This is a genomic window from Pseudomonas sp. MT92, from assembly GCF_058792515.1.
This window is the reverse complement of the sequence record NZ_JBXAFA010000014.1, coordinates 90,166-102,399: the sequence shown is the minus strand read 5'-3', so window position 1 is coordinate 102,399 and position 12,234 is coordinate 90,166. Positions and strand designations below refer to the sequence as shown.

General features: G+C 54.4%; 14 protein-coding genes. 8 read left to right on the top strand and 6 right to left on the bottom strand.

The features are described 5' to 3' along the window. Window positions 1-105: 105 nt before the first annotated feature. The 4 genes from AC1Q6D_RS24515 (at window position 106) to AC1Q6D_RS24500 (ending at window position 2,115) form a co-directional block, all read left to right on the top strand. Window positions 106-519 carry a hypothetical protein gene (locus tag AC1Q6D_RS24515; RefSeq protein ID WP_103403769.1) on the top strand — a complete coding sequence of 138 codons (414 nt, stop codon included), beginning with the start codon at window positions 106-108 and terminating at the stop codon, window positions 517-519. A gap of 9 nt (window positions 520-528) precedes the next feature. After that, window positions 529-711, top strand: a complete 183-nt coding sequence (locus tag AC1Q6D_RS24510) for a hypothetical protein (protein WP_146041472.1) — start codon at window positions 529-531, stop codon at window positions 709-711. 10 nt (window positions 712-721) lie between these two features. Further along, the gene (locus tag AC1Q6D_RS24505; protein ID WP_103403770.1) at window positions 722-1,402 is read left to right on the top strand and encodes a GNAT family N-acetyltransferase; all 681 of its coding nucleotides are present in this window, start codon (window positions 722-724) and stop codon (window positions 1,400-1,402) included. Between the two features lie 107 nt (window positions 1,403-1,509). Next, a complete protein-coding gene (locus AC1Q6D_RS24500; RefSeq protein ID WP_103403771.1) occupies window positions 1,510-2,115 on the top strand; it encodes a hypothetical protein in 606 nt (201 codons plus the stop codon). Window positions 2,116-2,285: 170 nt separating this feature from the next. Here AC1Q6D_RS24500 and dnaB read toward each other — a convergent pair whose 3' ends face one another. Further along, on the bottom strand, window positions 2,286-3,788 hold the full coding sequence (gene dnaB, locus AC1Q6D_RS24495) for a replicative DNA helicase (protein ID WP_371919894.1): 1,503 nt from the start codon (window positions 3,786-3,788) through the stop codon (window positions 2,286-2,288). 278 nt (window positions 3,789-4,066) lie between these two features. Between dnaB and AC1Q6D_RS24490 the strand changes: the two genes are divergently transcribed. Next, window positions 4,067-4,996, top strand: coding sequence for a S49 family peptidase (locus AC1Q6D_RS24490; protein ID WP_050682895.1), 930 nt, complete (start codon window positions 4,067-4,069; stop codon window positions 4,994-4,996). An 899-nt stretch (window positions 4,997-5,895) separates the two neighbouring features. Further along, on the top strand, window positions 5,896-7,599 hold the full coding sequence (locus AC1Q6D_RS24485) for a DNA cytosine methyltransferase (RefSeq protein WP_103403773.1): 1,704 nt from the start codon (window positions 5,896-5,898) through the stop codon (window positions 7,597-7,599). Between the two features lie 135 nt (window positions 7,600-7,734). Here AC1Q6D_RS24485 and AC1Q6D_RS24480 read toward each other — a convergent pair whose 3' ends face one another. Further along, window positions 7,735-7,971, bottom strand: a complete 237-nt coding sequence (locus AC1Q6D_RS24480) for a hypothetical protein (RefSeq protein WP_050683325.1) — start codon at window positions 7,969-7,971, stop codon at window positions 7,735-7,737. Between the two features lie 229 nt (window positions 7,972-8,200). After that, window positions 8,201-8,800, bottom strand: a complete 600-nt coding sequence (locus tag AC1Q6D_RS24475; RefSeq protein ID WP_103403774.1) for a hypothetical protein — start codon at window positions 8,798-8,800, stop codon at window positions 8,201-8,203. A gap of 185 nt (window positions 8,801-8,985) precedes the next feature. On the opposite strand from AC1Q6D_RS24475, the gene AC1Q6D_RS24470 reads away from it, so the two are divergent. Together AC1Q6D_RS24470 and AC1Q6D_RS24465 are read left to right on the top strand one after the other, a co-directional pair. Next, the gene (locus tag AC1Q6D_RS24470; RefSeq protein WP_050683327.1) at window positions 8,986-9,498 is read left to right on the top strand and encodes an Arc family DNA-binding protein; all 513 of its coding nucleotides are present in this window, start codon (window positions 8,986-8,988) and stop codon (window positions 9,496-9,498) included. Between the two features lie 94 nt (window positions 9,499-9,592). Then, window positions 9,593-10,192 (top strand): hypothetical protein, encoded by a 600-nt coding sequence (locus tag AC1Q6D_RS24465; RefSeq protein WP_103403775.1) that lies wholly within the window; start codon window positions 9,593-9,595, stop codon window positions 10,190-10,192. A 248-nt stretch (window positions 10,193-10,440) separates the two neighbouring features. Here the strand turns inward: AC1Q6D_RS24465 and AC1Q6D_RS24460 are convergent, their stop codons facing one another. The 3 genes from AC1Q6D_RS24460 to AC1Q6D_RS24450 form a co-directional block, all read right to left on the bottom strand. After that, window positions 10,441-10,887, bottom strand: a complete 447-nt coding sequence (locus tag AC1Q6D_RS24460) for a hypothetical protein (RefSeq protein WP_103403776.1) — start codon at window positions 10,885-10,887, stop codon at window positions 10,441-10,443. Between the two features lie 71 nt (window positions 10,888-10,958). Beyond that, the gene (locus tag AC1Q6D_RS24455) at window positions 10,959-11,513 is read right to left on the bottom strand and encodes a hypothetical protein (protein ID WP_146041473.1); all 555 of its coding nucleotides are present in this window, start codon (window positions 11,511-11,513) and stop codon (window positions 10,959-10,961) included. A gap of 96 nt (window positions 11,514-11,609) precedes the next feature. After that, window positions 11,610-12,002 carry a hypothetical protein gene (locus AC1Q6D_RS24450; RefSeq protein ID WP_103403778.1) on the bottom strand — a complete coding sequence of 131 codons (393 nt, stop codon included), beginning with the start codon at window positions 12,000-12,002 and terminating at the stop codon, window positions 11,610-11,612. Between the last annotated feature and the right edge of the window lie 232 nt (window positions 12,003-12,234).

Below are 12,234 nucleotides of genomic sequence, written 5' to 3'. Positions count from 1 at the left end.
GGGTTGGGCTGCGTGGACGGCCATGCAACGTCAGCCCGCCATTGTCGCGGGCTTTGGCAGTAGGAGCAGGCCGCTTTGGCCCACAGGATCGAGCAGGAAACATAGATGAATTCCAAACCCTTGGCCCTAGCCGCCATAGTTATCAGCTGCGTCTCTCTTGCCATTCAATTCGGATGGGGAAAAGCTGCAACAGGTCTTGGAGACGCTGAGCCAATAGCTGCCTGGCCAAAAGCTTCTTTTGATCTGCCGTGCTTGAATGTGTCGAAAAACGCGGTGAATACCTTTCAATCGAGCGAAGTTGAAAAAGCAAATTTTTGCACCCCTGACGGAGAGCCGATCCAATCGGTTTACGTAAATGACATGGGGTCGTGGGACTTTTCACAGCCTTGGCGCGACAGCCAGGTTATTCAACACAGATTGGCGTTTAATCGCAAAAAGCCGTCCACATCGAAAACCAGCTTTTCGATCTTCACGGGCGGTGATGTCTATTACATCGTCATTGCTGCTGATCGAATCTAGGAAGATCTCATGCAATTGAATCTCTCAGCAACCACGGGTGAAAGTCTCCAAAAGTATCGCGAGGCGCGTAAAGCATTCGTCGCGCTTGGCCCGGCTTCGGATAAATCGCTTGCCGATGATGTTGGTGTCAACTATCGGGTATCTCTTGAAGCGTTAGTCAGGACACTTACTACGATAAGGCCGAGCATTTAGGGAAAAGTACATGCCTATCATTACCGCTGACCTAACCGAAAATGACATTAATCAAGCGATCAAGCTGGCTCGCGCCAACTACGTCGAGCTGATTAACAAATTCGTGAAGCCTCACGGCCCCACTAGCAGCCTGTGCATTGCGCAAGTTGAGGCGGAGGTGCGGGAGTATCTATTAGACGCGCTGACAGGCTGTTACGGGGGATTTGTTGAAGCTGTGCTCGCAAGAGACCAGGAGAGGGGCGATCTAATTGGGTTCACGATTGTGCTGCGCGGCAACAACCCAGAGGATTGTGGCATCAGTTACACCGTGGTCAGCGCAACTCACAGGCGGCAAGGAATCCTTCGTGAAATGCTGAAAGGGGTCCAGGCGCGATACAGCCACATCGGGCTGTCTTGCAACGTGGACAAGGTTCCTTACTATGAAGCGCTAGGGTTTCATATCACCGGCTCCGACTGCGCCCAGGTTGCCATGTGCTGTGGTATCGACAAGCCCGAGGCCATGATGGGAGCACTGGATTTTAGTTTGAATTCAAAAATCGCAGAGGCCGTGGCCACCTTCGAGCGCGTCCACGGCGCGAAGGCTAAAGGGATCTTTTGCAAGATGGGGGAGATACAGGAACGTCGGTTCGAATACGTCGACGGGTATGTCGTCAAGCGCCTGTCCGGCCTTACACATGCTGATGCGTTATAGGAAATGTCGCTCAGCTGCCCCCAAGCCCCGGCCTTCAAAAGCCGGGGGGGCCGAGTACGCAGAACAGGCCGCTTTTGGCTTCCAGAATCAAGCAGGAGAACCTGAAAGTGGTTGAGTATGTCGAAGTCCCGCCTCAAGAACCTGCCAAGCAGATTACTGCACGGCATGTTGCACACCATCTCGGTGAACACCTAGCTGGTTTTCTGGCTGCAAACAACTTGAGCAATTGGGCACCAGAGGACGACCACGTTCTTCGTGAAGATCGCCTCAGCGACCAAATTCTACTGGTCAGTCAATGTACTGGCCTGTCAGTTGACCGTTTTAGACGGTTGGCTAAAAAGCTCAAAAAGCTCGGGCATGAAAACGGTGGTGAGTTGACGCTTACAGCAGCCAAACACATGCTCGCGCATGCGCTTGGGTATTCCTCCTATCAGTTGGCAATGCAATGCCGCACCGTTGACGAGTTCATAGAAAATATCTGGCCCAAGGGCGCCGCTATGAGTCTTGTATCCTTGGAAAAGGCCGTTGATGGGGCGCACGTAAGTCACGACCTCCTGACATTGCTCAAAGACCGTATTCAATTCAATCAAAAGCGCGACCAAGCCCTCACGGAAACAACGGCAGCAGCCCCCAAGATTGGGAAGAAAATGAGGCAAGAGCGCCGAGAGCGGCAGAGACGCCTGGATCGTGAAGACAAGCGACCAAGAGAATAATCTTAAATTGACTTTTGATTACCCCCCAATCGGGCAAGGTTACTTTCCTTGCACCGATTGAACGAACGTCACCCAAACGAAGAATTGGGCACCTGATCCGGTACTCCCCGTAATTCATGGAAAAGGCCCTACCCCACCAGCGCGCCCAGTGGGCCTTTTGCAGTTGATTTCTATTTCTTGGGCTTAAGCTTGCGACGTGATGCCTTGAAGTTCTCGACGGTAGCGACTTCTGGGACATGAACTCGACCAACCCGGGGAGATATTCTCGGGGGTTTACGTCCCATCTCAAGTTCACTGAACTCGTGAGTTCCTGCCTTCAGATTTTCGAATCGACTGTATTTTCCAACAAAGGCCAGCCTGCAAAACCCAGTGGCGCCTTCACGTTGCTTGCCAATGATGATTTCGGCAGTGCCCTTGTACTTTGAGTCGGGGTAGTACGCCTCATCGCGGTACACGAACATAATCACATCCGCGTCCTGTTCGATGGCGCCCGACTCGCGTAAATCCGAATTGAGGGGGCGCTTATCCGGCCGCGACTCGAGACTGCGGTTAAGTTGTGACAGTGCGACCACCGGACATCCGAACTCTTTTGCCAGAGCCTTCAGGGATCGTGAGATTTCGGAAATTTCGTTGGTCCGGTTTTTCCCACTTGAACCAGGAACCCTCATCAGCTGCAGGTAGTCGACCATGATTAGGCCGATTTCGCCATGCGCTCTGAAAATTCGCCGTGTCTCGGCCCTCATCTCAGACGGGGTTACCCCGGAGGAGTCGTCGATGAAGAAGCGGTTAGGCTGGTTGAGAAGGTCGGCCGCCTTAACCAGCTTCGGCCAATCCGTATCCTGTAGTTGACCGTTGTTAACCTTGGTCAGGTCTATCCCGCCAACCGAAGCAATCATTCGGTTGAGCAAGGAGATACCCGGCATCTCCAGGGAGTAGACAATCACCACCTTGTCGGTCTTGAGCACTGCATTCTCGACGATATTCATCGCGAAAGTGGTTTTGCCCATCGAGGGGCGGCCCGCCACAATGACCAGGTCAGCGGGTTGCAGAGAATCGACAATTTTGTCCAGGTCATCGAACCCAGTGCGCAACCCAGCTACTTGGCCTTTTGAGCGTGATTCAATCTTTTCCCGGCTTTTGACCAGGAGCTCGTTGACGCCAACGGGGCCGCCCTCTTTGGGTTGCTTTCCGGCGACCAGAAGAATCTTCCGCTCGGCCTCTTCAATGAGGTCTGACGCCGACCTCCCCTCCGGTTGTAGAGCGTGAGCTTGAATGTCCTCGCATGTGGCGATTATTTCCCGCAGCTTTGCTCGCTCCCTGATGACACTCGCATAGGTTTTTGCATTCGCGCTGGACCACGTGCTCTTGGCCAGCGCATTGACGTAGTCGAGGTCAGGTGAACTCTCAACCAACCCTTCCAGCACCAACTGGTCTCGCACCGTAACCACGTCGAATGGATGCCCACGTTCGGCCAGCAAACTGATGACGCGAAAAATATGACGGTGATCGCTGAAGTAGAAATCACCTTCCGACACCACGTCAGAAAGTTGTTCCCACACCAAGTTCTCAAGCAGCAGGCCGCCCAAAACGGCTTGTTCCGCTTCCAGAGAATATGGGGCCTGCCGCAGCGCTTCGCTCAGCGAATCAACCGGCAGTGTGGTGGGAGGATTAATCAAGGGCACCTGCAAAGGTCTGGAGGCAGGATATCCGGCCTCAGTTCTTAACTTCGGATTACCACCGAAAGCTGCTCGCGATTTTGCCACACTTGAGCGAACCGCAAGCATTCGACGATTGCCGACCGCTGAACCGCCGACATCCGTGCACTGAGCCTCGCAAAGTTCTAGAGCATCATTTCCGGAATTGGGTCAGCGTTTAGGGGCCAATCGGGGCCATATCCGACGCTCCCTGGGGCATCCTCACCCCAATTTTCAGAACTCGACCGAGGAAATTTATGACTCAACCTATTGAGGTGCTCGACAAGTTGGTACGCGAGATGGTCCGCGAGCAAAGGAGCCGGCGCCGTTTCAAGTACCTGATGTGGATAGGCACCCTGGCTGTCATCTCGACCACACTGGCGGTCGAGCACTTCACATCCGACGGCGCTGACGCCAAAGAAATTACGGCACGAATCGATGTCAGCGGTCCCATCGCCGAGGGCGAAGCCGCCAGCGCTGAGTCTCTGAAGAAAAGCATTGGCCAGGCCTTCGCCGATGCGCGCACTAAAGCCGTCGTGCTGAAGATCAACAGTCCAGGTGGAAGCCCGGTGCAGGCGGGCTATGTGTATGACGAGATCAAGCGCCAACGCGGCTTGCACACCAATATCAAAGTCTTTGCAGTGATAACGGACCTCGGCGCTTCAGGCGCTTACTACATCGCCAGCGCTGCCGACGAGATCTACGCGGACAAGGCCAGCCTAGTCGGCTCCATTGGCGTCACCGCTGCAAGCTTTGGCTACGTCGGTGTGATGGAAAAATTGGGGGTCGAACGCCGGGCCTACACCGCTGGCGAGCACAAAGCCTTTTTGGACCCATTTCAACCCAGGAACGCTGACGAAACCGCCTTCTGGGGCGAGGTCCTGAGAACAACCCACAATCAATTTATCGAGGCGGTCAAAGCCGGCCGCGGCGACAGGCTGAAGTCAGCCGACCACCCAGAGCTTTTTTCGGGGCTCATCTGGTCGGGCCAGCAGGCTCAGCAGCTAGGTCTTATCGATAAGTTGGGTGACGTGGACTATGTGGCGCGTGAGGTCGTAGGCGCAACCAAGGTTGTGGATTTCTCGACTAAGGACAACCCGATCGACCGATTCGCCAAACGGATCGGTACATCTGCGGCTCAGGAACTCTCGATGTCCCTCGGTTTCTCCGGGCAAAGCCTTCGCTGACGGCCACTGACCCGGCCCTATGCAGGGTCCCCAGCACCAAGCGAATCAAGGCAAAAGGTTGAATTAATGAAAATGGTGATGATGCTAGTGGTTGTCGCTGCAGTGGTAGCCGCCCTCTCCTCCGGTCTATGGGGTGGACAAGGTTGGTTAGTTTGAAAGCCACTTAGGAAAATGGAAGAAAGCCCGCAGCACACAAGGCCGTTCACTGGGCCTTGTGTGCTGCGGGTTTTTTTGCTGCAGTAATATGAAAACGTCGCATTTATTTCAATAAACGAGGCAAAGAGACCTTACGCGTTACCAACGCCCTCTCGCCGGCGTCTGCGAAGAAACAGCATCGCCTCCGGGAGGAGCGGGAGGAACAGCAAAGTCCCCAACCCTACGAACAGAGCAACCTCCGTGGGCTTACCACCGGCGACCCGCGACTTTGCATAAGCGAGTGGGTACTTGCCCTGTTCCAACTCCACAGCCAACCCCGTTTCACTTACAACTTCCCAAGTGAGGCGCAGAGTGCCTTGTAACGCTCCTCGGAATTTGCAGCGCGCATTCTCCACTGGAAGATTGAGTGCTTGGCAAACCTCCGGCGGCATGCCAATGAGGGTTCCATCCTCGATCACCATCGCAGCTGAATAGACTCGCGGGAATGCCCAAAACGCCACGACCCAAACCCAAACGAGAAATCCCAAAAACCTGATGCTGCCCACAGATCACTCCTCATAAAGATCATGCGGGTATTCTCGCACCCGACGAAGAAAACGAAACTTCTGATTTGCTCCTGGTGAATGGGCCAATCGGCGCTACGCGCAGAAAAGCTATGAAGTTGCAGTTTTGGGAACGCATGGAGGATCTGGATCAGAAACGGGCGTCGCGCCCTCCTCTGACCTGGCAGCGGTGTTTACAGCATGAGTTCTTTCCCCAAAAAATTCCCAACCATCGATTTTTCAACTCAGTACGGACTGGCACTCGACGACTCTGACAATTGGATCATTGTCGACCTATTCGCTGGCGGTGGTGGCGCTTCGACCGGCTTGGAAATGGGTTTGAACAGGCCAGTGAACATTTGCGTAAACCACAATCCGACCGCCATTTCCATGCATGCGGCGAATCACCCACATGCAGAGCACTACCAAACTGATGTGTGGGGCGTCGATCCAGTGAAGGCTTGCCGCGGCCGCAGGGTGGGATTCCTGCATGGGAGTCCTGATTGTACTCACCACTCCCAGGCGGCCGGTGGTCAGTCGCGCAAGAAGGAAATCCGCGACCTCGGTTGGGTAATCATCAAATGGGCCGGCAAGGTCCGACCGATTACGATCAGTATGGAAAATGTTCGCCAGATGCAGCTTTGGAGCCCACTGGTTGCAAAGCGCTGCGCTAAAACCGGTCGAGTCATCAAACTGGATGGCACCGTTGCCGATCTAGGCGAGCACGTCCCACGTCACGAACAATTTCTGGTACCGGATAAAGGCAAGCTCACCGGCAATGCGCTTCACCGTCGTAAGCAGCGTCGTAAGTACCAACGTCACGGCAGCCCGGTGAATCGCACTTGGGATCATTTCGTCGCAAGCCTGCGACGCTTGGGATACCAAGTCGAATGGCGCATTTCGCGCGCCTGCGACGATGGTGCGCCGACCACTCGCGAACGCCTATTCCTGATGGCCCGATGTGACGGGCATCCAATTGTATGGCCGGAGGCGTCACACGCGGCCGAGCCGAAAAAGGGCCAACTGCCGTACCGCACCGCTGCTGAGTGTATCGACTGGACCGATCTTGGTCCGAGCATCTGGGCGCGAAGCCGGCCATTGGTTAAAACCACGAATGTTCGGATCGCCACTGGCATCGAGAAGTTTGTCCTGAACGGACGACCCTTTATTGTCCCGGTCACTCACCAGGGTGCCGTGCGCCTTCACAGCATTGACGAACCAATGCGGACCGTTACCGGCGCCAACCGTGGTGAACTGATGTTGGGCTCGCCGATGTTGACGCCATTTATCTCCGAGCACGCCAATGCCACCCACCAGCGAAATATGCCGGCCGACAGTCCATTGCGAACCATTTGTGCACAGGTCAAAGGTGGTCATTTCTCGCTCGTGGCGCCCATCATTGTCCAGGCCAACGGCGGCAAGAATACGACCCCCGCGCATAGCGCCTTGGCGCCATTTAGCACCATCACCAGCGCGGGCAGTCAACAGCAGCTGGCAACCGCATCACTGATGCAACTTGCTTCTGACCTCGGTCTGCAAATTACCGCCGAACAAATGGCCGGCGCTCTGCGAGTCGCGGATTTTATGGTGGAGCATGGAAAGGCTTCAAACCTCCCACTTCAGCCAACCATTGCAGATAAGCTGGCGCTGGTAACCGTTGATGTTAATGGCATCAAGTACCTGATGATCGACATCTGCTTGCGCATGCTCAAACCACGTGAGCTGTATCGAGCCCAGGGATTTCCCGAGAGCTATATCATCGATCGAGGGCACGACGGCCGGGAGTTGAATAAGACTCAGCAAAGCCATCTGGTCGGGAACTCTGTTAGCCCATTGCAAATGGCAAGACTGGCTCGTGCGAATGATCCATGGAAGGCTCGACAGCGAGAAGCCATCGCTGCCTGAAGCAGCCAGCCTTCTGGAGGGTTGTGAGGTCCCGTTGTAAGGTCCTCCCCCTCCAAGAATTCAACGTGCCAGTCTTCCCAGTGGGAAGCGTTTTCCCTTCCGCGAACAGATGCTCATCGCGGTTGCAGGCCTACCTTAAAATCTGTGCCCACTCGCCTGGAACTTGAGTTTGTCAATCCGTGACGAAACAGCATAGTGCGCGCCCGCAGCTATCATGAGCAGGCCAAAATTCACCGCCCACATGACCGTTGGTGATCCTTCTTGTTGAGACACATACATCCCTGAAACAACAAGGAGTACCAGTTCAATTACGAGCAACACCAGCTTAATGCGGTTGAGGCGCTGAAGTCGCTTATCAAGCAAGGTTTGCATGCCGAACTACCTATGAGTGTTTTGACCAATCGCTCTCAGACCCTGATATCCACATGTGAGCGGGAGACAGGCAAAGCGTGACTACTTGCCCCTTAATTCTCCTTCAGGGCCATACTGGGAAAGGCCGGTATTTGCCCCCGGCAACGGCCCAGACGGGACTGTGACAGTCACCAGCCAGATACCAGGATGCCTCTCCCTCGGTAATCGACAGAAAACGCCGCTCGAGCCCTTAGAGCACCCAGTGCTCTTCAATCGCCCACAAGGGTTTATCCTTCTGCAAAGATTTGAACGCCTTTATGTAAGCCTCATAGGTGGTTTGCGTGAAGACTACCCAGGAACTCCCCAAAGCTTGGGCATCGAGAAGATCTTTCTGAAACTCCGCGTACTGAACCTGGCCAGCAACGCTTTCGCTGAACGCGCTCAACCCCTTGAGCAGTACACTGTCAACTGGGGGATGCAGACGCTCAACGCGTTCGTCATCATGGTAGCCACCGCAGACCAGTTTGGACTTCAGGTAGACGTTCACAAGCTTCTGCGCTCGGCCATAAGTGCACCGGAACTTCAAGTGCTCTCCGGTTTTGTGATGCACATAGGTCGCCGGTCGCGCCGCACGTACGGCTTCGATTCGCTCATGTATGAACGCGTCAATTCCCTCCGCACTTGGGAGATCCGTTGGCGTGTTGATGTCCCGCATACCGGCTGCCTCAAGCATCGTCTGCGCGTACTTAACGGAGTACCCTCCTCCGTCACCCCCACTACGCGAATAGGCACGCCCAGCGGCCCATACGGCGAATCGGTGGGCATGATCTGCAATTGAGTAAGTGGACATTCGTGGCTCCTCCAGTGCCCGGGATAGGCAAGGTTACCCTTTCGGCCCTTTCAAAGGGGGCAGACTGCACGTCATTGACGGCACCTTCTCGCTACTATTGCCCCATCACGCAACTTGAAAGACGTGGTCTGCGCCGCCGTCCGCCCGCATGACCTTCGACGAACCTTACCGCAGGGACGCCCCCAATGACCGCTCTATCCATGGCTACCACGGCCCATACAGCAACCCATCCGCCACGGTCTTGCCGGCGGGTGCAAGACTCACGTAAAGCGGATAAATTTGTCCTAACCACCCACTCGACCATCATTGACGCCCTGGATGAAATCGCGAGAAGCCACAGCCGGAGCATCAACTCAGAAATAATCATGGCGGTAGCTGAGGCATTAGACGGAAGCCAAAGGACTGCATTCGAACGTCAGCTTTACGTGAACCATCTTGGTGAAGGCCGGGCCAGCTTGATTCTGGTTGGGGTTCGTCATATCGACCTTTCCGCAATGCGCGGGGACCATTCGACCACGGTCCGTTTTCCAGACGGCATTCGGGATGCGATAGCAATAGAGGCAGGTTTAAAGCAGATGTCCATGATGACGTGGATGCTGAAGGCACTTCAATGCTGGATCAATGATCAACGCGATATTCACACGCTACAAAACGCCTGTGCTGAAATTCAGCATCAGGACAGTTCCAACGTTGAATGACCTAAACGGATAACAAGGAAAAATCCCTCCCTTCCTCAGTACCCCTGAGTTGGGTTTGGCCGTTCGCAATTACGGTTAATAACAAGGAGAAGAGATGAGCGTACAAGACTGGCTGATCTGCAACGACTCGGATGAAATTGTAGAGGTCGTGATTCACTCGTCAGGCAAAGCCTGGCCAAGAGTGGAGTTCAAGGTTCTATCAGCCTTCCTGCTTTATCACTCTATTGCTCATCCTGGTGCGCAAATGCGCATCGGACGGCTTGATCACTCGGACAAAAGTGTCTTCGTGTCAGAGAAGGATCGGAAGGAAAACGGGTCTAAGTTCGATTGGCTCGAGTGGAACATAGATAACTACATGACCATGCTGGCGAGAAACAATAATGCCTATGCGGGCCATATGGGATGGTTCACCGATATGACTGTCGTAAGTAATGCCCCCCCAATCGCCTTGAACTCCCAAATGATGCACCCCCATATATCCTCTAGGGAAATCGCACAACGCCGAGTGGCTAGTTTCAATCATGGCACCGCACCAGGTTCAAGGGTTCACTACCTCAAAAGTGAACTGGAGGGTCGACAAATTACGACCATCGTAAGCCCCGCTTACATCCTTGGTGATGACGCCCCCGTGGTCGAACTAGACGGTATAGGTACTGCTTTGCTGGATAAAGTTGAGCCATTCTTCGGAAGTTAAAGAAATACTGATGATAAATGCACGGATGGTCGCAACCTTGGCAGCATTGGTACTTGTGGGTGGTGCTAGTGACTGAACTGATCTGCGTGCTTGCTAATCGCCCCTAAGGGGCATGCAAGATCTAGTTCACCCCGCCCTTTCGGGTTGACCTGAGCGGCCACAACCTAGCCAAACGGCGCTCAGAAGAATCTTCTTTGGAAAAGCAGGCTTGCCAAAAAAGACTCTCGGCGGGGAACCCCGCCGATGTCTTAGATTTTGCAGCTGGTGGGAATTGCATCGATTTCGTCGATGCAGCTGAGTCGGAATGCGGCTCCAGCAAGCAGGACTTGACGCAATTCGCAGAGCATTTTTTCCAGTACTTCTTGCTCATAGCCGATTCGGCAGTGCGCGAACGAGACCTGCAACAGCTGCTTTGACTGATCCGGTGAGAACAGCAATGCATCCTTTTTGCCGAAGGCCCGGTTGAAATCGCTGTATGGCCCACCCTGTAATGCGCGTTCATCCTCCTTTTCAAGAGGGTGAAGTTTGTAGCGGATAGATATCGCTCCCCGCTTCTTGCCCACCATTACGAACAGGTGAGCGCCGTCTGTATCGACTACCTCCTCCCTGTCGATCCAGTGACGGATGACAGGAAGTTTGGTAGCGATATCGAAGCCAAGGGCAACGGTAACCCGGCTGATTGCAGTAATCGTCATGGTTCTCTCCAATTGAGCGAGCCATGACCCCGGCGGGGCCTAGGCCCGCATGGGTTTTATGGGAATTGGCTTCAGTTCGGTTGAGAAACCAAGCCGTAAATTTGATCTGGGTTTACGCCCAGGCCCAGCAAGAATTTCACCTTCATCTCGATCGTTCCCATTTTCATGGCACGACCGATCAGTACCGACCGCTCCTCTACCAAGGAATCAAGCTTAGGCGTTGAGGAATTGTCCTCGAAGAGCCCGGGATTGGATGTACGCAGATACCCAAGTGTGTTGGAAACCACATCAGGCGCCCCAGCCATTTCATCAACTATCAGGCGAAGGCGGATCTGCTGGATCCGCTTCTGCAGCTCCATCCTGAGATCAATCAAGCCCGCGGCCTCCAGACCAGGAACAAGATGATCATCGGCGATACCTCTGTCATGCAGGGGGCATATGGCATTTGCCAGACCCTTTGCCCCCTTGTCACGGGCAATAAAGCCTATGTACGCACAAACATTAATTGCGCCGCAGAGATCACGGCACAATTCTGAGACAGCATGTTCCTTCTGAGCGGCGAGCAGCTTTAGCTCGCAGCTCGCCAAAAAGTCACCAAGCGCGAACATCATCTGCGTAAGGTTCATGATCCAACTCCAAGATGCCTGAGCGACAGCCCGCATTGGGCCGTCACTCATTTAGTTTTTGGGTTTATGACGCAGGACCCGATTGGCCCTTGGGATCTATTCAGCAGAACGCTGACGCATCAATCGCATCGGCATGGTATCGGAGATCCGTACCTCAGCTTTTTTCGAGAACTCGACGGCGCCGGCGAAAAGATCTTCTGTCGTCACCTCGCTCCGAGGATGTTGGTGGTACCAGACAAAGAACCCTGTTGTGCTGAGGACGTTATTGCCCTCACTGGTGTACTCGCCGCTGAGCTTGCAACACTCTTCGGGAGCATCCGTAAAGTATGCAATAGCGGTTCGCTCGCCCACCGCGGTTTGAAACGACTTTTTCGCCACTGCAGAGGTGTGATTCATGCTGATCTCATCCACGGCCATCCAGCCGGAATGCACCAGGCCCCGCAGGATCGCCTGTTTCATCTCTTGGTAGTTCATATTGGAATTTGACATTTCGAAGCTCCATTTGGACGGAGCTTGCCCCGACAGGGACAAAGCCCCGCTAGGGTTGGTGTGCGCAGAGTTGCGCGTTGAGTGCTGGTGGCCAGCTCACTACGGACCCAGACATTCTAGGTTCGTGAGAGGCTCAAATGTTGCCTTAACCACCTAACCGCGGCAAGTGCGCTCGACGCGACTCTCGCTGCGATTCAAGCTGTGCGGCCTGCGGCCTTGGACGCTGCTCCTG